Here is a 20,804-nt window from a genome sequence, read left to right on the forward strand (position 1 = left end):
GTCTCGTCTTCCTACTCTTTACGGGGCTGCGGCGATCAGCTGTGCTGGGCTGCGGCGCCTTCTAGATTTGCGCCACCCTGGCTGGGAGAGCTCGCCTGGCTGGGAGAGTTCGGCTGGCTGGGAGAACTCGCCCGGTTCGGCGATGTGGCCCGGGCGAGGGCAGATTTCTCGCTGCGCTCCCGCGCCGGCCCGCTGGCACGGCTATAGTTCAAAATCGTGTTCACCAACGTGACGTGACTGAACGCCTGGGGGAAATTGCCGACAAGGCGCTTGGCTCCCACGTCGTATTCCTCGGCCACGAGCCCGACATCGTTGCAAACGCCGATGAGGCGTTCGATCAACTCCCGCGCCTCGTGGCAGCGGTCGAGACCGATCAGATTGTCGGCGTACCAGAAGCTGCAGGGCAGGAAAGCCCCCTCGCCGCCGGGCAGACCATCGGTATTGTCATCCTCGGTGTCGTAGCGCAGCACGAACCCGTCGCGCATCAGGTGTTTGCCGATGGCCTCCACCGTGCCGACGACGCGGGGGTCGTCCTGGGGCAGGAAGCCCATATGGGCGATGAGGAGCAAGCTCGCATCGAGGGTCTTGGCCCCGTAATACTGGACGAAGCTGTTCAGCTCCTTGTCGAACCCCTTCTCGCAGACCTCCTCGTGGATATGGTCGCGGATCGCGCGCCAACGATCCACGGGGGCGGGCGGCCCGTCGCCCATCTCGAAGGAGCGGATGGCCCGGTCGAAGGCGACCCAGGCCATGACCTTCGAATGGACGAAGTGCCGGCGCCCGCCGCGCACCTCCCAGATGCCTTCGTCGGGCTCGCTCCAAACCTTCTCCAGATGCTCCAGCAGGGCGAGGCCCACGCGCCAGCCATCGGCATCGCCGAGCAGGCCACGCTGGCGGGCCTGGTAGAGCGCGTCGAAGATCTCGCCGTAGACGTCGAGCTGGAACTGGTTGACCGCGGCATTGCCGATCCGCACCGGCTTCGACCCCTCGTAGCCGGGAAGCCAGTCGAGCTCGATTTCGGGCAGGAGACGCTCCCCGGCGATGCCGTAGAGGATGTGGGCCTGTTCCGGATTGCCGGCGACGGCGCGGATCAGCCAGTCGCGCCAGGCCCTCGCCTCGTCGAGAAAGCCGCCATCCATCAGCGCGATGAGGGTGAAGGTCGAATCCCGCAGCCAGCAGAACCGGTAATCCCAGTTGCGTACGCCGCCGAGCTCCTCGGGCAGGGAGGTGGTGGGCGCGGCCACGATCCCGCCCGTCGGCGTGTAGATCAGAGCCTTGAGCGTGAGCAGCGAGCGCTTGAGGATCGCGTCCCAGGGCGTGCCGGACGCGCAGCGGCTCGACCAGTCGCGCCAGTAGCGGTCGGTCTGGAACAGCACCTTGCGCGGCTCGATCGGCGGCGGATCGTCCTCGTGCGAAAGGCCGTAGCTGAGGCAGAACGACTGGCTCTCGCCCTTCGCCACGGTGAAGTCCGAGACCGTGGTCTGGCCGACGCCGTCGAGGGGCGCGCGGGTGCGGAGGACCACCTTATGGGGGCCGGAAATCGCCCGCAGGTCGCCGAGCTCGTTATGGGAGACCCACGGCACCGCGAGCCCATAATCGAAGCGCACCGCCAGGACCATGCGCATGTCGACCGAGCCGGAGAGGCCTTCGACGATGCGCACCATGTGCGACCCGTCATTGGCCGGCATGTAGTCGATCACCCTGGCCTCGCCCGCGGAGGTCACATAGCGCGTCTCGAGGACGAGGCTGCCTTCGCGGTAGCGGCGCGTGACCGTGGCCTCGCCATCCACAGGGGACAGTTTCCAGAACCCGTGTTCCTCGGTGCCGAGGAGGGAGGCGAAACAGGCGGCGGAATCGAAACGGGGCCAGCAGAGCCAGTCGATGCTGCCGTCGCGCCCGATGAGCGCAGCGGTGCGGCCATCGCCGACCAGCGCGTAATCCTCGATCCGTCCCGCCATGCCCATCCTTGCCGCCGGGCCCCCGCGGCAATGCGGTCGTCGCGCCCGTCTCGTCGACGAAGGCTCACCTAGTCCCCGACAGGGGGAGAATCCAGCGGCAAAGCTCTGAAAGACTGGCCGGACCGGCCCGAAACCGCGCGTGCCCCGCAGCGCGGTGCGATCAGGGCTGCAACGGCAGGCGGTCGACGAGCCCGGTCACAACACTGCCGAGGGCCATGGCCTCGGCGCCCACCGCCGCGCTCTGGGTGCCGACGAAGCTGCCGGCACGGGTGATCGCGGAGATGGCCGGCGCGAAGGGCAGGGCGAGATGGGGAATGAGTTCCTCGTCCGCCTCGGCCTCCACCCGGAACGGCTCGGGCGAGATGGCGGCCTTCGCGGCGACGACCGACGGGACCCGGTTGGCGTCCGGTCTCGTCGCTTCGGTCTTCGCCATTTCGGACCGCGCGGAATCGGGCCGGCGTTGAGACGGCTTTACGGCGGCGGTGCGGGATGTCGCGCGACGCGGCGCGATGCTGGCGGTCGTGGTCACCGTATCGCGCAGCGGAAACTGATCACGGAAGGCGAAAGCGGCCGGGACGAAGGCCGTACCGAGATCGGCGGTCTCGATCGGCCTCGCCTGCGCCGTCCGGCTCTCCATCTCGACGATCCGCGTGCTGGCGCGCGTCTCGGGAATGGGCGCGGAGGGCGTCTGGCAGAGGAAGGAGGCGGCGGACACGATCACCGCGACGACGATCGTCGGCAGGAGGGGAAGTGCCATGCCGGTCCCCGCCTCGGAGGCGAGGGCGTTCTCGACAGGCTGCGATATGCGGCACTCCACCATCCGAACACCTCACCCCGACCTTCGACAACGCCATAAGCGCCCGCGTTTGCGGCGGAAGCTGGGCCATTTCCTTTCCCGAACGTATCGAAAGGTACCTGAACCGACGATTTGGCCACGGACTTTTTCGGCGATGCCGATTTTCGGGTAGATCCGTGCGGTCGCGCGCTGTGTTAGGTACGCCTCTTGCCCGTTCCCGCCGGCACGAACCGGCCGTCCCGCCCCCCATTGGGCTCCGATGACAGAACCTTCCTTCACCGTCGCCGTGATCGATCCGAGCCGGGCCCGCGCCGCGATCCTCGAAGAGGGCCTGCGCGCCGCCGGAATCGCGGATGTGGTCATCATCCCCGATACCGCCGACCTGCCGGCGCAGGTGGCCGCCCTCAATCCTGACGTGGTGGTGATCCACCTGGAGAGCCCCAGCCGGGACATCCTCGAACAGATGTCGGGCCTGTCCCGCCATGTGGAGCGGCCGGTGGCGATGTTCGTCGACCGCTCGGACGCCCCGATGATGCAGGCGGCGGTGGATGCCGGCATCTCGGCCTATGTGGTGGACGGGCTGCACCCCCAGCGCATCCGGTCGATCCTCGACATCGCCATCCTGCGGTTCCAGGCCTTCGCCCGGCTGCAGCGGGAATTGGTGGAGGCGCGGGGCGAACTCGCCGACCGGAAGATCGTGGAGCGCGCCAAGGGCATCCTTATGGCCGCCCGCTCCCTGAGCGAGGAGGAGGCCTACAAGCTGATGCGGCGCAAGGCCATGAACGAGAAGAGCAAAATCGCCGACATCGCCCGCGCCATCGTCACCACGGCGGACCTGTTCGGATGAGGCTCGCGCTCGGATACGTCCCCCTCGTGGATGCCGCGAGCCTGATCGCGGCGGCGGAGCTCGGATTCGCACGGGCCGAGGGGCTCACCCTCGACCTCGTGCGCGAGCCCTCCTGGGCGACCCTGCGCGACAAGCTGGCGGTGGGCCATCTCGACGGCGCGCATATGCTGGCGCCCCTCGCCATCGCCAGCGCGCTCGGGCTGAGCGGGCCGCAGACCCGGCTTTGCGTGCCCATGGCGCTCAACCTCAACGGCAACGCGATCACGGTGTCCCGCCCCCTGTGGGAGGCGATGGAGGCGGCGGACGACGAGGTGGACACAGTGGCCGCCGCTTTCGCGCGCATCGCCCTGCGGCGGGAGCGGGAGGGGAGGCCGTTGACGCTGGGAACGGTGCATCCGTTCTCCAGCCACACCTACCAGCTCCGGATCTTCGCCGAGCGCGGCGGCCTCGACCTCGACACGCAGACGCGCCTCGTCGTGATCCCGCCGCCGCAGATCGCCGAGGCGCTGCGGCGCGAACTGATCGACGGGTTCTGCGTCGGCAGCCCCTGGAACAGCGTCGCCGTGGCGGAGGGGTATGGCCGCATCGCGGTCCTCGGCAGCGAGCTCCTGCCCGATTGCCCGGAAAAGGTTCTGGCCCTTCCGGAATCCGAGGCGTCGCGCTGCGCCTCCCTGGTGCGGGCCCTCGACCGCGCCGGGCGCTGGTGCGCCGATCTCGACAACAGCGCCGAACTCGCCTCCCTCCTTTCGCGCGATGGCTACCTGAATGTACCGGCGCCGATTCTCGAACGGGCGCTCACGGGGGACGTGGTGGTCGATACCGACGGACGCCGGCGGCGGGACCCGCATTTCAGCCTGTTCGGCGAGCGGGCGCACCGGCCCGACCCCGCCCATGCGGATTGGTTCATCGGTGAGGCGGAGCGCGCCGGACAGCTTGTCGCCTCCGACGAGCTTCGCTCCGCCGCTCGCGCGATCTACCGCCCGGACCTGTTCGATGCCGCTCTGAGCGGCTGATCGGGGCCGGACGCCGCTTTTGGCGGCACGACAAGCCTCACGATTGTGCAACGCACGCCCCGCCGCCGCGGCCGGGCCGTATGCCTCCTCGCGCCCTCCGAACCGCCTTCGGCCTTAGAGCCGTTACAGGCTGAGCGGCGTTTGGCACGGAACCTGCTGTGCCTATCCCGCTCGTCAACGGCGACGGGCACGAATGTCGGCAGAGCCGCTGACCCAAGTAACCCGTTGGCGCGCTTTCGCGGCTGCCTTCGGTTGCGTTTGGGCGGCGGTTTTTTTTCGTCTTCGGGTCGACTGCTTAAGCTTCGAGGGATCGAGTTTTCCATGACTGACGGGTTTCAGAACAGCCGCCGCAGCCTCTTGAAGGGCGCCGCCGCGACCTTGTCGCTGGCAGCCCTGGCGCGCACTGCGCTGCCCGGCGGTGCTTTCGCGCAGGGGGCGGGCCCCGAGGTGAAGGGCGCCAAGCTCGGCTTCATCGCGCTCACCGATGCCGGCCCGCTCTTCGTCGCCAAGGAAAAGGGGTTCTTCGCCAAGCACGGCATGCCCGACGTCGAGGTGCTGAAACAGGCGAGCTGGGGCACTACCCGCGACAACCTCGTGCTCGGCTCCGAGGGCAACGGCATCGACGGCGCGCACATCCTGACGCCGATGCCCTACCTCATCAGCGCCGGTCGGGTGACGCAGAACAACGTCCCCGTGCCGATGCAGATCCTGGCCCGGCTCAATACCAACGGCCAGTGCGTCTCGGTGGCCAAGGAGTATCTGGACGCCAAGGTCGCCCTCGATTCCAAGGTGTTCAAGGCCGCGATCGACAAGAAGAAAGCCGCCGGCAAGTCGGTGAAGGCGGCCATGACCTTCCCCGGCGGCACCCATGACCTCTGGATCCGCTACTGGCTCGCCGCTGGCGGGATCGACCCCGACAAGGACATCGAGACCATCGTCGTGCCGCCGCCCCAGATGGTGGCGAACATGAAGGTCGGCACGATGGATTGCTTCTGCGTCGGCGAGCCGTGGAACGCGCAGCTCGTGCAGCAGGGCCTCGGCTACACCGCGCTGACCACCGGCGAGTTGTGGAAGGACCATCCGGAGAAGGCGTTCGCCATGCGCGCCTCCTGGGTCGAGAAGAACCCCATCGCCGCCAAGGCTCTGACCATGGCCGTGCTGGAAGCGCAGATGTGGTGCGACAAGCCCGAGAACCGGGATGAGTTCGCCGCCATCGTCGCCAAGCGCCAGTGGATCAACATCCCCGTCGGCGACGTCGCCGGCCGCATGAAGGGCACCATCGATTACGGCGACGGCCGCGTGGTCGAGAACAGCCCCTACGTCATGAAGTTCTTCGCCGACAACGCCTCCTACCCCTACCAGAGCCACGACCTCTGGTTCCTCACCGAGGACATCCGCTGGGGCAAGTTCGACGCGCAGACCGACACCAAGGCGCTCATCGCCAAGGTGAACCGCGAGGATATCTGGCGCGACGCCGCCAAGGCGCTGGGCGTCACCGCGATCCCGAGCTCCACGTCGCGCGGCAAGGAGACCTTCTTCGACGGGAAGGTCTTCGATCCCGCCGATCCCGCCGCCTACCTGTCCAGCCTCGGCATCAAGAGGATCGCGTGATGGCCAACACCTCCACCATCGCCGTGACGGGGACCGCCGCGAAGCCGGCGGCCAAGGCCCCGCGCAAGCCCTTCGTGACCCTGGCGACGTTCCGCCAGATCGCCGTCAACCTGATCCCGCCGATCGTGGTGCTGATCGCCTTCCTGGTGATCTGGGAGCTGCTGTGCTCGCGGCCCACCGCCGGCCTGCCGCCGCCTTCGCGCGTCGTCACCGAGGCGTGGGACATCATCGCCCACCCGTTCTACGACAATGGCGGCACCGACAAGGGCCTGTTCTGGCACATCTATGCCAGCATCCAGCGCGTCGCCTTCGGCTTCGCCCTGGCCACCGTCGTGGGCATCATGGTCGGCACCCTGATCGGCCAGTCGGACTGGGCCATGCGCGGCCTCGACCCGATCTTCCAGGTGCTGCGCACGATCCCGCCGCTGGCCTGGCTGCCGCTCTCCCTCGCGGCGTTCCGCGACGGCCAGCCCTCGGCCATCTTCGTGATCTTCATCACCTCGATCTGGCCGATCATCATCAACACGGCGGTGGGCATCCGCAACATCCCTCAGGATTACCGCAACGTGGCGGCGGTGCTGCGCCTTAACCCGCTCGAATTCTTCGTGAAGATCATGCTGCCCTCGGCGGCTCCCTACATCTTCACCGGACTTCGCATCGGCGTCGGCCTGTCCTGGCTCGCCATCGTGGCGGCCGAGATGCTCATCGGCGGCGTCGGCATCGGCTTCTTCATCTGGGACGCCTGGAACTCGTCGCACATCTCCGAGATCATCGTCGCCCTCGTCTATGTCGGGGTGATCGGGTTCTTCCTCGACCGGTTCGTGGCTTTCATCGGCACCCTCGTTACCCGCGGCGCCACCGCCTGAACGCCTCCGCGCGGCGCGCCGGGGTCTTCCCGTCGCGCCGTGCCCCGACCGCCTCTCGCAGAGGGACACGAGACCCATGAGCTATCTCAGCATCGAGAATGTCGGCATCAGCTTCACCCGCTCCGGGCGCACCAACGAAGTGCTGCGCGACGTGAGCGTGAAGATCGACAAGGGCGAGTTCGTCTCGCTGATCGGCCATTCCGGCTGCGGCAAGTCGACGGTGCTCAACATCGTCGCCGGGCTGCTCAAGGCCTCCACCGGCGGCGTCCTCCTGGAAGAGAAGGAGGTGAACAGCCCCGGCCCGGACCGCGCCGTGGTGTTCCAGAACCATTCCCTGCTGCCCTGGCTCACCGTGCGCGAGAACGTGGCTTTGGCCGTCGAGAAGGTGCTGAAGGGCAAGAAGACCCGGGCCGAGCGGTGCGAATGGATCGACCACAACCTCGCCCTCGTGAACATGACCCATGCCGCGGACCGCCGCCCCAACGAGATCTCGGGCGGCATGAAGCAGCGCGTCGGCATCGCCCGGGCGCTGGCCATGGAGCCGAAGGTGCTCCTCCTCGACGAGCCGTTCGGGGCGCTGGACGCGCTCACCCGCGCCCATCTGCAGGACTCGCTCATGGACATCCATGCGCGGCTGAAGAACGCCGTCATCATGATCACCCACGATGTCGACGAGGCGGTGCTGCTCTCCGACCGGATCGTGATGATGACCAACGGCCCCTCGGCCACGGTCGGCGAGATCCTGAAGGTCGATCTCGAGCGGCCCCGCCGCCGCCTCGATCTGGTGGAGGACGCGACCTACACCCATGCCCGCGCCGCCGTGCTCGAGTTCCTCTATGCCCGCCACGCCAAGCCCGCCATGGCGGCGTGAGGATCGGACGCAGGTCATGAAGGAGCGTCTGGTGGTGATCGGCAACGGCATGGCGTCGTTGCGCTTTCTGGAGCGGCTGACCGAGCGCGCGCCCGGTCGCTACGACGTCACCGTCGTCGGTGCCGAGCCGCAGGCGGCGTATAACCGCGTGCTGCTCTCGTCGCTGCTGGGCGGTGAGGTCGACGAGGCCGCCTGCGCCTTTCGTGGTCTTGACTGGTACGAGGCGCACGGCATCCGCCTCATCACCGGCGCGCCGGTGACGCAGGTCGACCGGGAGAACGCCCTCGTCATGGTCGGCGAGACCCATGTCCTGCCCTTCGACAAGCTCGTCCTCGCGGTGGGTTCGCTCCCGATCCGGCTGCCGAAGCCCGGCATGGACCTGCCCGGCATCATCACGTTTCGCGATCTCGCGGACGTGGCGGCCATCCGGAAAGCGGCGGTCACCGGCGCAAAAGCCATCGTCATCGGCGGCGGCCTGCTCGGGCTGGAGGCCGCCGTCGGCCTCGCCCGGCTCGGGGTCGACACGACCCTGCTCCACGTCATGGACCGGCTGATGGAGCGCCAGCTCGACCACCACGCCGCCGGCCTGGTGAAGCGCGCCATGGAATCCCGCGGAATCCGCGTCCTCCTCAAGGCCGATACCGCCCATGTGGAGGGCGACGGCCGGGTCGAGCGCCTCGTCCTGTCGGACGGCACGGTGCTGCCGGCCGACCTCGTGGTGATGTCGGTGGGGGTACGCCCCAATGCCGTCCTCGCCCAGGGCGCCGGGCTCGAAGTCGGGCGCGGCATCAAGGTCGACGACCGGATGACGAGCTCCGATCCGCGCATCTTCGCTCTCGGCGAATGCGCCGAGCATCGCGGCATGGTCTACGGCCTCGTCGAGCCCGCCTACGACCAGGCCGAAGTGCTGAGCCGCCACCTCGTCGGCGAGGAAGCCGCCTATCTTGGCACCTCGCTGGCCACCAGCCTCAAGGTCTCGGGCCTGCCGGTCTTCTCGGCCGGCGAGATCGAAGCGCCCGAACATGCCGAGACGGTGGTGATGTCGGATCCCGGCCTCGGCCTCTACCGCAAGCTGATCATCGGCGACGGCAAGCTCCTCGGCGCCGTCTTCGTCGGCGACATCGCCGAACAGGGCTGGTGCAAGACGCTGATCCGCACCGGCGAACCCATCGCCGATCACCGAGACGACCTGATGTTCGGGCGCGTCCACGCCCCCGATTCCCAATCCCTGGCAGCATGATGGAGGCTTCCATGGCCGACGACTTCAACGCCGAGCAGAAGCGCTACCTGGAAGGCTTCGCCTCGGGCATCGCAGCCGCGCGCATCACCGGCGGCCTCGCCCTCGGGCAGGGTGCCGCCGCGCCCTCCGAGCCGACCGGCCCGGACGCCATCCACATCAAGGCCCAGGACGCCACGGTGAAGGCCGGCGGCAAGCTCTGCGACCAGGAGAAGTGGAAGCGGGCGGAGAACCCGTTCGACGGCCACAACCGCCTCATCGCGGAAGCCGCCACCGGCAAGGCCCCGAAGCCGGAGGACAATTTCCGCTGGCGCTATCACGGCCTGTTCTGGCTCGCCCCGGCCAGCGGCGATTTCATGTGCCGCCTGCGCATCCCCAACGGCATCCTGCAGCATTGGCAATTCGCCGGTATCGCGGATCTCGCCGATGCCCATGGCGGCGGCTACAGCCACGTCACCACCCGCGCCAACCTCCAGGTCCGCGAGATCACGGCGGAGCATGGCCAGCCCTTCCTCGACGGGCTGATCGACCTCGGCCTCACGGCGCGCGGCTCGGGCGCGGACAACATCCGCAACGTCACCGGCTCGCCGGTGGCCGGGATCGACGCCCAGGAACTCCTCGACACGCGGCCCCTGGCCAAGTCCTGGCACAATTGGATCATCAACGACCGTTCGCTCTACGGCCTGCCGCGCAAGTTCAACGTCGCCTTCGACGGCGGCGGCGTGATGCCGGTGCTGGAGGAGACCAACGATATCGGCTTCCAGGCGGTGAAGGTTCTCGACGGCGCGGCCGTGGAGCCCGGAATCTGGATGCGCCTCGTGCTCGGTGGCATTTCCGGCCACCGCGATCTCGCCCGCGATACCGGTGTGGTGCTGAAGCCCGAGGCCTGCAACAAGGTCGCCGACGCGATCTTGCGGGTCTTCATCAAGAACGGCGACCGGACCAACCGCAACAAGAGCCGGATGAAGTACGTCCTCGATGCCTGGGGCTTCGACAAGTACCTCGCCGCCGTGGAAGACGAGCTCGGCTACAAGCTCGACCGCGTCGACCCCGCCCATCTCGCCCCGCGTGGGCCCATGGACCGCTTCTCCCATGTGGGCGTCCACAAACAGGTCCAGCCGGGCCTGAACTGGATCGGGGTGATCCTGCCCGTGGGCAAGATGACCTCCGACCAGATGCGGGAATTGGCAAAGATCTCGTCGGAATGCGGCGACGGCGCCATCCGCATGACGGTGTGGCAGAACTTCCTGTTCTCCGGCGTGCCCGATGCCAAGGTGGCCGAGGTCCAGGCCCGCGTGGCAGCGCTTGGCCTCACCACGGAAGCCTCCAGCATCCGCGCCGGCCTCGTGGCCTGCACCGGCAACAAGGGCTGCAAGTTCGCCGCCTCGGACACGAAGGGCCACGCGCTCGTCATCGCCGATTACATGGAGGCCCACCTGCCGGAACTCGACGTGCCCGTGAACGTCCACGTCACCGGCTGCCACCATAGCTGCGCCCAGCATTACATCGGCGATATCGGCCTCATCGGCGCGAAGGTCGTCGTCTCGGAGGAGGGCGACACCGTCGAGGGCTACGACATCGTCGTCGGCGGAGGCTTCGGCGACAGCCCGAAGATCGGCACCGAGATCTGGAAGGCGGTGAAGGCGGAGGATTGTCCGTCCCGGATCGAGGCGCTGCTGCGCAGTTACCTCGCCCGCCGCGAGAGCCAGGCCGAGAGCTTCCAGGCCTTCACCGCACGCACCGGCCCGGAGAGCCTCCGCAGCCTCGCCGAAGATCAACCCGTCCTGAAGGCCGCAGCATGAGCGAGCACGTCATCCCCCCGCTCGTTCTCATCCCCGAGAACGCCCCGTTCAACCCGGACCAGCGTTCCTGGCTGTCCGGCTATTTCGCCGCCCTGCTCGGCCCCGCCGTGGAGGGCGCGACGGCCCTCGCCCCCGGCGATACGGGTGGCGGGCCGAAGCTCGCCGACAATGACGACGCGCCCTGGCACGATCCGTCGATGCCGCTGCCCGACCGGATGGAGTTGGCCAAGGAGCGGCCGGAGGCGCAGAAGCTCATGGCCGCCATGGCGCAGCAGGATTGCGGCCAGTGCGGCTACAATTGCGCGGATTACGCCAACGCCCTGTTCCTGAAGAAGGAAGAGCGCCTCAACCTGTGCCAGCCGGGGGGCAAAGACACCCTCCGCATGCTCAAGAAGTTGGATGAGGAATTCGGCGCGAGCGGCGGCGCGAAAGCGGCCGAAGCGGGGGAGGGCGAGGCCAAGGCGGAGGCGCCCCTCGGACCGCTCGGCTATTGCCGCGAGAACCCGGTGGAGGCCGTGTTCCTGTCCCGCACCCGCCTCAACGAGCCGGGCGGCGAGAAGGAGACCTGGCATGTCGAGATCGATCTCACGGGCACGCACATCGAGTACGTGGTCGGCGATTCCCTCGGGCTCTTCCCCTCGAACCCGCCGGCCCTGGTGGATGCGATCATCGCCGAACTCGGCACCCGGCCCGAGCGCATGATCGGCGGCCAGACCCTGCGGAACCGGCTGATCAAGGATTACTCGCTGGGCGCCGCCCCGGATGGGCTCTACCAGCTCCTCTCCCTCCTCACCTCGGGGGAGGCGCGCAAGAAGGCGCGGGCGCTCTCGGCGGGCGAGGACCCGGACGGCGACGCCGCCTATCTCGACGTGCTCGGCGCGCTTCACAAGTTTCCCGGCGCCCGGCCCGACGCGGAGGTCTTCCTGGAAGCCCTCGACGAGCTGCAGCCCCGCCTCTACTCGATCTCCTCATCGCCGAAGGCCGATCCGGGCCGGGTCTCGCTCACGGTCGACGCGGTGCGCTACAACCACCGCTCACGGCTCCGTCTGGGTGTCGCCTCGACCCATCTCGGCGAACGCATTGCCGAGAAGACCACGGTCAAGGTCTACCTGCAGAAGGCGCACGGCTTCGCCCTGCCGGAGGATCTGTCGAAGGACGTCATCATGTGCGGGCCGGGCACCGGCATCGCACCGTTCCGCGCCTTCCTGCGCGAGCGCGCCGCGACCCAGGCGCCGGGACGCAACTGGCTGTTCTACGGCCATCAGCGCCAGGCCAGCGACTTCTTCTACAAGGACGAGCTGAACGCGCTGAAGGACGGCAAGGTGCTCACCCGCCTGTCCCTCGCCTGGTCGCGGGACGGCACCGAGAAGACCTATGTGCAGGACCGCATGCGCGAGAACGGCGCTGACCTGTGGAAATGGCTCGAAGGCGGCGCCCATTTCTACGTCTGCGGCGATGCCAAGCGCATGGCCAAGGATGTGGAGCGGGCGATCATCGACGTCGCCGGTCAGTTCGGCGGCAAGAATCCCGACGAGGCCGTGGCCTACCTCGCCCATCTGAAGAAGACCGGGCGGTATCAGGCCGACGTGTACTGAAAACGGGAAGAGCCCTCCTTTGCGGGCTATCGAATTCAAACACCTGATCTTGCTGGCAGAGCATGTCCCTCTCCCCCTTGTGGGGAGAGGCTAGGAGTGGGGGTGGCGCCGCTGGCCTCTGCCCTCTGAGGGTCGCCCAACCACCCCCACCTCCAACTCCTCCCCACAAGGGGGGAGGGAGATGCGCACAGCCGGCCCGACTTTTGCTGTCCTTCGAACCCTGGAACCCGCCGAGGATTTCGCCATGAACGCGCACGTCCAGGCACCCGCCGCCGCCGTGAAGACCACCTGCCCGTATTGCGGCGTCGGCTGCGGTGTGATCGCCACGCCGGACGGGGCAGGCGGCGCGGGGATTGCCGGCGATACCGAGCACCCGGCCAATTTCGGCCGCCTCTGCTCCAAGGGCTCCGCCCTCGGCGAGACCCTGTCCCTCGACAACCGCCTGCTGCATCCCGTCGTCGATGGGGTACGGTCGAGCTGGGAATCGGCCCTCGGCACCGTGGCCGGCGGGCTACGGAAGGTCGCCGAGCAGTACGGCCCGGATTCGATCGCCTTTTACCTGTCCGGCCAGCTCCTCACCGAGGATTACTACGTCGCCAACAAGCTCGCGAAGGGCTTCCTCGGCACGCCCCATGTGGACACCAACTCGCGCCTCTGCATGTCGAGCGCGGTGGCGGCCCACCGCCGCGCCTTCGGTTCGGACACGGTGCCGGGCTGCTACGAGGATCTCGACGAGGCCGATCTCATCGTGCTGGTGGGGTCCAACACCGCCTGGTGCCACCCGATCCTGTTCCGCCGCATGGTCGATGCCCGCGCCAAGCGCGGCACCAAGCTCGTGGTGATCGACCCGCGCCGGACACAGACGGGGGAGGAGGCAGACCTCTTCCTCGGCCTGAAGCCGGGCACCGACACCGCCCTGTTCTCCGGCCTCCTGGTCCATCTCGCGAGCGCAGGTGCTTTCGACTACCGCTTCGTCCTCGACCACACGACCGGCCTCGACGGGGCCCTGGAGCGCGCCCGTTCGATCGCGCCGGACATCGCCGCGACGGCCGCCGCCACTGGGCTGTCGGAGGCGGATGTCGGGCAATTCTTTACCCTGTTCGCGCGTACGAAGCGCGTCGTCACCGGCTTTTCGCAAGGGGTGAACCAGTCGGCTCAGGGGACCGACAAGGGCAACGCCATCATCAATTGCCACCTCGCCACCGGCCGCATCGGCCAGCCCGGCGCGGGGCCGCTCTCCCTCACCGGCCAGCCCAACGCCATGGGTGGCCGCGAGGTCGGCGGGCTCGCCAACATGCTCGCCGCCCACATGCATTTCGCGCCCGAGGAGGTGGACCGGGTCCGCCGCTTCTGGTCGGCGCCCAACATCATCACCGGCGAGGGCATGAAGGCCGTCGCCCTGTTCGAGGCGGTGGAGCGCGGCAGGATCAAGGCCCTCTGGGTGATGGGCACCAACCCCGTCGTGTCGATGCCCCGTGCCGACGCGATCCGCGAAGCGATCAAGGGGCTCGATCTCTACGTCGTCTCCGAGGCCGTTTCCGACAGCGACACCGCCATGACGACGGGCCGGAAGACCGTGCTGCTGCCGGCCCAGGCCTGGGGCGAGAAGGACGGCACCGTCACCAATTCCGAGCGGCGCATCTCGCGTCAGCGCAGCTTCCTCAAGTCTCCCGGCGAGGCGCGGGCGGATTGGGCGATCATCAGCGACGTCGCCAAGCGCCTTGGCCACGGCGAGGCCTTCGCCTATCCGAACGCCGCCGCGATCTTCCGCGAACATGCCTCGCTCTCGGCCTTCGAGAATAACGGCAGCCGCGACTTCGACATCGGCGCGGTGAGCGACATCTCCGATACCGCCTATGCCGGGGCGGCGCCCGTGCAATGGCCCCTGACGAAGCGTGGGGGAAAGCAGGGCCGGCAGAGGCTCTTCGCCGACGGGCAGTTCTTCACCTTCGACAAGCGCGCCCGTTTCGTCGCCGTGCAGCCCCCGGCGCTGGCCCAGGCCGTGAGCGCGGACTTCCCCTTCGTGCTCAATACCGGACGGGTCCGCGATCACTGGCACACGATGACGCGCACCGGGAAGAGCCAGCGCCTCTCGGCTCATCGCGACGTGCCCTTCGTCGAGATCCACCCCGATGACGCAACCGCGATGGGCGTGACCCATGGCGGCCTCGCCACGGTCTCCACCGCGCATGGCGCGGCGGTACTGGAGGTGATGGTGGGGGAGGGTATGCGCCGGGGCGACCTCTTCGCGGCCTTCCACTGGAGCGGGGCCACCGCGTCGGAGGGGCGGGTCGGCGCCCTCGCGCGCGGCATCCCCGATCCGGTCTCCGGGCAGCCCGAGTTGAAGGCGACGCCGTCCGCCATCGCGCCGGCCGTCTATCGCAGCCGCGGCTTCCTGCTGACCCGCGAGCAGCGGTCGCTTCCCGCCGGTTGGTGGTGGGCGCGTGCCACGATCCAGGGCGGATCCGGGCTGCACTTCGCCACCCAGGAGAGTTCGCGCGAAGTCGCGCTGATGCTGAGGGGGATGTTCCAGGGCCTCGAGATCGCCGAATATGCCGACCACGCCCGTGGCCGCTACCGTTTCGCCGCCTATGACGGGGAGCGTCTCGTCGCCTGTCTGGCCCTGACACCCGGCGACGCGAAGCCGGGCTGGGAATCGGAGAAGACGTATTTCGCCGCGCCCGATCTCGAACCCTCCGCCCGACGCGCGTTGCTCTCAGGCCGGGCCGAGACGGCGTCGGCCGGGCCAACCGTCTGCGCCTGCCACGGTATCGGCCTCGATGTCATCACCGCCACCATCGCGGCCGGCGCCCACAGCGTCGAGGCGGTGGGTGCCGCCTGCAAGGCGGGCACGAATTGCGGCTCATGCATCCCAGAGATCCGCAAGCTGCTGCCGCAGGCGCTTGCGCGCGACGCCGCATAAGCTCATTTTCATCGGATGAGCACGCCCCGCCAGCCCCGGGAAACCCGACCCGCCGGAATCGCCGCCCGTGAGGGCGCCGGACATGCCGGTCTCGAACCGCTGGCGGTCCTGCCGGTCTTCGTGCCGCTGCAGGGCAAGCGCGCGGTGCTGGCCGGGTCCAATGGCGGCGCGCCGTGGAAGGTGAAGCTGCTCGCCGCCGCCGGGGCCGATGTCGACGTCTACGCACCCGAACCCAGCGACGAGTTGCGCGCGGTACCGGGCGAGATCGTCGCCGGCAGCGTCACCCTGCATGAACGCCAGTGGCACCCCTCCGACCTCCAGGGCGCGGCCTTCTGCATCGGCGCCATGGAGGACGAGGCCGATTGCATCGCCTTCGTGGCCGCGGCGCGGGCGACCGGCGCCATCGTCAACGCCGTCGACCGGCCGCATCTCTGCGACGTGAAGTTCGGTGCCATCGTCAACCGCTCGCCCATGGTGGTGGGCATCTCGACGGAGGGCGCGGCTCCTGTCTTCGGGCAGACGGTGCGCGCCCGGATCGAGGGCATGCTCCCGCGCGGGTTCAAGGCCTGGATTGGTGCCGCCCGCGACTGGCGCGAGGAGGTCACGAGCCGCTTCCACGCCTTCTCCGACCGCCGCGCCTTCTGGGAGCGATTCACGGATCGCGCCTTCGCCGAGCCGGACCGGGTTCCCACCGAGGCGGACCTCGCCGAGCTTCTCGGCCAGACGGACGCCGCACCGAAGGGTGGGGCGGTGACACTCGTTGGCTCGGGGCCGGGTGATGCCGAACTCCTGACGCTGAAGGCCCTGCGGGCGCTCCGCAACGCCGACGTGATCCTCTACGACGATCTCGTGGCACCCGAGATCCTCGATTATGCCCGTCGCGAGGCGCGCACCATGCTGGTCGGCAAGACCGGGCACGGCCCCTCCTGCCGCCAGGACGACATCAACGCGCTGATGGTGCAGCTCGCCAAATCCGGCAAGCAGGTGGTGCGCCTGAAATCCGGCGATCCCCTCGTCTTCGGCCGAGCCGGCGAGGAGATCGACGCCTGCCATCAGGCGGGAATCCCCGTGAGCGTAGTGCCGGGCATCTCGGCGGCGCAGGGGGCGGCCGCATCGCTGGGCGTCTCGTTGACCAACCGCGACTCGGCGCGACGCCTGCAATTCGTCACCGGCCACGACCGGCGCGGTGCCCTGCCGGCGGACCTGAACTGGGGGGCGCTCGCCGATCCGAGCGTCACCACCGTGGTCTACATGCCGAAAAAGACCCTGCGCGAGCTTCTCGAACGCGCCGTTGCCGAGGGTCTGGCCCCGGCCACCCCCGCGCTCCTCGTCTTCAACGCCACGCGCCCCAACCAAGCCGTCGTGTCGGGCACAGCCGCCGACCTGGCGGACCGGGTGGAGGCATCGGGCTACGACGGGCCGGCCCTGCTGATGGTGGGCGAGGCTTTGCGGCTGCACAGGCTTGAAGCGGTCGCGGCAACGCCAGAGCCGGACAAGCTGGCGATCTGACAATCGGTCGGCCTTCATCGGACAAGGCGCGGCTTCCATTTCACCGGGAGGATGCTGAGGTCTGCCCCGTCGGTCGCCCGCTCCGGCGCGAGAGCGCCACCCTGGCCGGCGATCGTGGCAAGGGAGGCGAGGGCTGAAACAAAGGCTCCCGGATGCGCGAACGCCCCTGGGAACAGTGTCACGACCAAACATCTGTGAATCGACGCGGTGGCCCCCACGCCCGATAGGCTTGCACCACGTGCGATGCGTGTAGAGTTCCGACCAGAATCGGAGCCACGCCGTGATCAAGCGATTCGTTGCCCTCGCCCTCGCCCTGTCGCTCGCGACGACGACACATGCAGCGAGCGCCGACGATCCGGTGATCGCGGCGGCGACGGACTTGACCGGTGACGTCCTGTTCCTCGAATCCGGGGCGCCCGGCATGATCCTGGTGGTCGTGCGTGGGGACGGGACCTTCATCCGCGGCTACGGCGAGACCGAGAAGGGCAACGGCATCACGCCCGACGGAACCAGTCTCGTACGGCTCAACTCCATCACCAAGGTCTTCACCACGGAGGTGCTCGCCTCCCTCGCTACGGAGAGGAAGCTCTCCCTCGCCGATCCGCTGCAGAGCTTCGCGCCGCAGATGAAGGTTCCGGCCTTCGAAGGGCGCCCCATCACCCTCCTCGACCTCGCGACCTATTCGGGCGCCCTACCGCGCGAGATGGGACACGCTCCCGAAGGCACGAATCCCCGCGCCTGGCCGACCCGCGACGACCGCTGGTCCTGGCTCGGCCAATATTCGCTGCCTTGGGCCCCCGGCACCGTCACGTCCTATTCGAATGTGGGGTTCGACCTCCTGGCCGATGCGGTCGGGACGGCAGGCGGCGCGTCCTATGCGAACGTGCTGCGCGGCCACGTCACCGCGCCCCTCGGAATGCTGGATACGGTTCTCTCGCCGACACCGGAGCAATGCGCCCGGCTGATGATCGGTTCGGGCCTCGGCGGCCCGGCCACCTGCGTCGACACCCAGGCGACGGGGGGAAGCGGCGGGCTCTACAGCACCGGCAACGACATGGCCCGCTGGCTCCGGCACAACGTCACCGCCACGAGCGGCGCGCTCGCCCTGAGCCACGCGGTCTACCGCCAGCGCCAATCGATGCCGGCGGCGATCGGCTTCGACGAAGCGTCGCCCATGGCGGGTCTGGCCCTCGGCTGGGTGGCCCTGGCGGCCAAGGGGAACGAACCGGCGATGCTGGCCAAGAGCGGCGGAGGCGCCGGCTTCATGAGCTACGTCGCCTTCGCACCGGGGCGCGATGTCGGGGTCTTCGTCGTCATCAACAGCATCGATTTCGCGGCGTTCTCCGCCTTGACCAGCACGACCCACAAGCTGATCGCCGCCCTCACGACCCGCTGACCCGGGTGGAGAAGCCGGGTCCACGGAGCCCCCCGGCAGCCCGCAGGTTCAAATGGCGTAGCACGCAGGATCAAATGTCATCACTTCGATATGGTGGCAGGGACAGTGATGACGGTTAAAGCTGCCTTAGCTGCCCCAACTCATAACGGGGCAGGTTCGCAGTCGTTAGGTTCTGCGAGTGAACGCAAGGGTTCGAGTAGCCAAGTCGGCCAGTTCGGTGCCATTTATAAAGACCGTTCCACGGGTCGTTTTCGTGTCGTGATGAAATTGGTTGGCGTACTCCAGGATCTCACGCAGCTCGTCGGTATCCACTTGGTTCATAATTTGCCCACGAGTCCCCAAGCGCTGACGGCTAACGTTCACGAACGCACCCAACGCGTCCCCGGGTTTGAAGTCCGCGGGATAAGCGACGCGGACAAACGCCTCAAGGATGAGGCGTAGGGCCTCTGCAACAGCGCGCTCGTCGGCACTTGCACTGTTTTGCAGATAGGAGCGCACCAATCCATGACGATGGTCGTGCTCAGAAATGCAATCAGCGTGGACATTCCATTCGGTGAGGTCGGAGGCGTCCTCGTTTTGCTGGGTGCGAATGCGGCCAATCTTGATAGCGGCCCGGTCGTTCGTCGTAGTGCTTTCCCACAGCGGGCATAAAAAGGGCTTCGAGTGTGACAGAACGATCATCTGGTCGACACGACCGAGCAGGCGCTTCATCTCGTTCAGAGTGTGCAGGTTGCGGTGCTCGTCAAGGCTTGTCATCGGATCATCAATAACGACGATTTTTCTGCCAATATCACTATCGTTGTGAAGCGATGCAAAGAAGAAGGCTAGGGCGAGCACGTTGCGGTCGCCGGCGCTCAGTGTGTTGCGGAAAGATGGTCCGCTCGATGAGGGAACCGAGACCGCAATCGTATTGATCAACACGTTATATGTGCAGGTTGAGCCGCCCCGGTTGTTGGCTTGCCTCACACTGCCCAATCTGAAACCGGCACCAAACCGGCTCAGGTAGGTATTGATGGCAGTCTCGTAAGCTGGGAAGACCGCATTGCGATAGGCATCGAGCGCGGTACGCGCGTCGGTACGTAACCTTACGGTCACGTCTTTGGCCACCTTCTCGGCCAAGTAGGCATTACATGCGGCGGCAACTTCAGGCGTGTGCCGTGACCGCACCGCGTAAAGGCGAGGTAGAGCCGCCTCCAACGTTGAAAGGTTTGCTAAAGCGGCCTTCTCCCTAACAAGCTCAATTTCGCCGTTGGTCTCCTGTAGGGCTGCCGATACTATATCCACGACCGCCCTATACTCCTCGTAGGATGAAACCGCAGCCCGGACGGTGGGTGATAGCGAAGTGGGCTCCAGCGGCGCTGCGTATTTTGCGCGGAGCGCAGTTAACATGCCCTCGCGCGCCTCTCTCCAAGCCCGTGAGATTGCCGCCGTATCGAGCTGAAAAGTGGGAACTCTCACAAAGTCGGACCAGAACTCTCGCGTCTCCGACGCCACTCGCACGTGGCGCTCGAAGTCCGCAGGCACCTCGTCGGGGTGCGTGGCACGAACCGCTTTGCCTGCTGCCGTTATCGCCGCTTTCAGCTCAGCGTATGCATCGCTGAAATACGCTTGATAGTGGGCAATCAAAGGAGAACCACTTAGGTTCTGAGCGCAGAAAGGGCATGCTTCGAGATCGCCACTGGCGGCCCCGTCCGCAATCTTCATCATGCCTTCGGCAACCCATGCCTCGGCGCCCTTGCCTAACGCCGACAGGTGAGCCTGCGCACGTTCGGCAGCGGCAGCTTCTAGCCCTGGAAGGTCGCGAGCCAACACGGCCTCAATGCCTTCGAGGTCGAAGGTCGGAAGTGCGAGCGGAGCGAATATCGGCCGTTCGCGAACCGCGGCCTCAGCCATGGCCGCCGCGAAACTACGTTCGGCATCTTCAAGCACAGTGTCGATGTCGGGCTGCGCCGGAAGATCGCAAAAGGCGTCCAAACCGAACGGCCCCCGCGCATCACGCGGAACTCTTTCGCCCAAGGCGCGAAGGTTACCATTATGATTCTCAATAGCGGAAACATGGCTTCGAAGGATGGCGTTCAGAGCTACGCCTTGCTCACCGATAATCAGCTCATGGAGGTTTTCGCGGTGCTCTGAGCCAATTTCGACGCCGGAACAGACATTGGCGGCAACGAACATGTCATCGAAGACGGCTATGTCGGACAGTGTCCGAGTCCAAGCACCAGCTTGAAACATGACCTGCCCTGCCTGATCGATAAGGACGACATGAGGTGGGTGCTGCGACCCTAGAGCCGTGCCCTGGCGGGTTGAATCGCTTGGGGTAGGCGATCTGGCTGGCGTGTGATTCACTGGACGGGCTTATGAGGGAGGATTGCCATGCCGT

The 20,804-nt window shown here is 67.4% G+C and carries 14 protein-coding genes; 11 read left to right on the plus strand and 3 right to left on the minus strand.

Annotation, left to right across the window (positions count from 1 at the left end; all coding sequences use genetic code 11):
* Nucleotides 1–35 precede the first annotated feature (35 nt).
* Both ASF32_RS10840 and ASF32_RS10845 read right to left on the minus strand, forming a co-directional pair.
* A complete protein-coding gene (locus tag ASF32_RS10840) occupies nt 36–1,958 on the minus strand; it encodes a glycoside hydrolase family 15 protein (RefSeq protein WP_244478036.1) in 1,923 nt (640 codons plus the stop codon).
* Nucleotides 1,959–2,118: 160 nt separating this feature from the next.
* Nucleotides 2,119–2,715, minus strand: a complete 597-nt coding sequence (locus ASF32_RS10845; protein WP_156467762.1) for a hypothetical protein — start codon at nt 2,713–2,715, stop codon at nt 2,119–2,121.
* 298 nt (nt 2,716–3,013) lie between these two features.
* On the opposite strand from ASF32_RS10845, the gene ASF32_RS10850 reads away from it, so the two are divergent.
* The 11 genes from ASF32_RS10850 to ampH all read left to right on the plus strand — a co-directional run bounded on the left by ASF32_RS10850 (nt 3,014) and on the right by ampH (nt 18,424).
* The gene (locus ASF32_RS10850; RefSeq protein WP_018044090.1) at nt 3,014–3,601 is read left to right on the plus strand and encodes an ANTAR domain-containing protein; all 588 of its coding nucleotides are present in this window, start codon (nt 3,014–3,016) and stop codon (nt 3,599–3,601) included.
* Nucleotides 3,598–4,614, plus strand: coding sequence for a CmpA/NrtA family ABC transporter substrate-binding protein (locus ASF32_RS10855; protein ID WP_056427649.1), 1,017 nt, complete (start codon nt 3,598–3,600; stop codon nt 4,612–4,614). Before ASF32_RS10850 ends, ASF32_RS10855 begins: the two co-directional genes overlap by 4 nt.
* A 321-nt stretch (nt 4,615–4,935) precedes the next feature.
* The gene (locus ASF32_RS10860; RefSeq protein WP_056427653.1) at nt 4,936–6,225 is read left to right on the plus strand and encodes a CmpA/NrtA family ABC transporter substrate-binding protein; all 1,290 of its coding nucleotides are present in this window, start codon (nt 4,936–4,938) and stop codon (nt 6,223–6,225) included.
* A complete protein-coding gene (gene ntrB, locus ASF32_RS10865; protein WP_056427657.1) occupies nt 6,225–7,091 on the plus strand; it encodes a nitrate ABC transporter permease in 867 nt (288 codons plus the stop codon). Before ASF32_RS10860 ends, ntrB begins: the two co-directional genes overlap by 1 nt.
* A gap of 76 nt (nt 7,092–7,167) precedes the next feature.
* Nucleotides 7,168–7,962: an ABC transporter ATP-binding protein gene (locus ASF32_RS10870; protein WP_056427660.1), complete on the plus strand. Its 795-nt coding sequence runs from the start codon at nt 7,168–7,170 to the stop codon at nt 7,960–7,962.
* A gap of 16 nt (nt 7,963–7,978) precedes the next feature.
* Entirely contained in the window at nt 7,979–9,202 is a 1,224-nt protein-coding gene (locus ASF32_RS10875) for an FAD-dependent oxidoreductase (protein ID WP_056427663.1), read from the plus strand.
* A gap of 11 nt (nt 9,203–9,213) precedes the next feature.
* Entirely contained in the window at nt 9,214–11,001 is a 1,788-nt protein-coding gene (locus ASF32_RS10880) for a NirA family protein (RefSeq protein ID WP_056427745.1), read from the plus strand.
* The gene (locus ASF32_RS10885; RefSeq protein WP_056427666.1) at nt 10,998–12,596 is read left to right on the plus strand and encodes a sulfite reductase subunit alpha; all 1,599 of its coding nucleotides are present in this window, start codon (nt 10,998–11,000) and stop codon (nt 12,594–12,596) included. Before ASF32_RS10880 ends, ASF32_RS10885 begins: the two co-directional genes overlap by 4 nt.
* Before the next feature lie 244 nt (nt 12,597–12,840).
* Nucleotides 12,841–15,519: a nitrate reductase gene (locus tag ASF32_RS10890; RefSeq protein WP_056427748.1), complete on the plus strand. Its 2,679-nt coding sequence runs from the start codon at nt 12,841–12,843 to the stop codon at nt 15,517–15,519.
* A 15-nt stretch (nt 15,520–15,534) separates the two neighbouring features.
* Entirely contained in the window at nt 15,535–17,028 is a 1,494-nt protein-coding gene (cysG, locus tag ASF32_RS10895; RefSeq protein WP_056427669.1) for a siroheme synthase CysG, read from the plus strand.
* A gap of 280 nt (nt 17,029–17,308) precedes the next feature.
* The gene (ampH, locus tag ASF32_RS10900) at nt 17,309–18,424 is read left to right on the plus strand and encodes a D-alanyl-D-alanine-carboxypeptidase/endopeptidase AmpH (RefSeq protein WP_056427674.1); all 1,116 of its coding nucleotides are present in this window, start codon (nt 17,309–17,311) and stop codon (nt 18,422–18,424) included.
* Between the two features lie 165 nt (nt 18,425–18,589).
* Here ampH and ASF32_RS10905 read toward each other — a convergent pair whose 3' ends face one another.
* Entirely contained in the window at nt 18,590–20,599 is a 2,010-nt protein-coding gene (locus ASF32_RS10905; RefSeq protein ID WP_162239898.1) for an AAA family ATPase, read from the minus strand.
* Nucleotides 20,600–20,804: the final 205 nt, after the last annotated feature.

Origin of the sequence: Methylobacterium sp. Leaf91 (assembly GCF_001422815.1) — a bacterium.
In the GTDB taxonomy this organism is placed as follows: domain Bacteria; phylum Pseudomonadota; class Alphaproteobacteria; order Rhizobiales; family Beijerinckiaceae; genus Methylobacterium.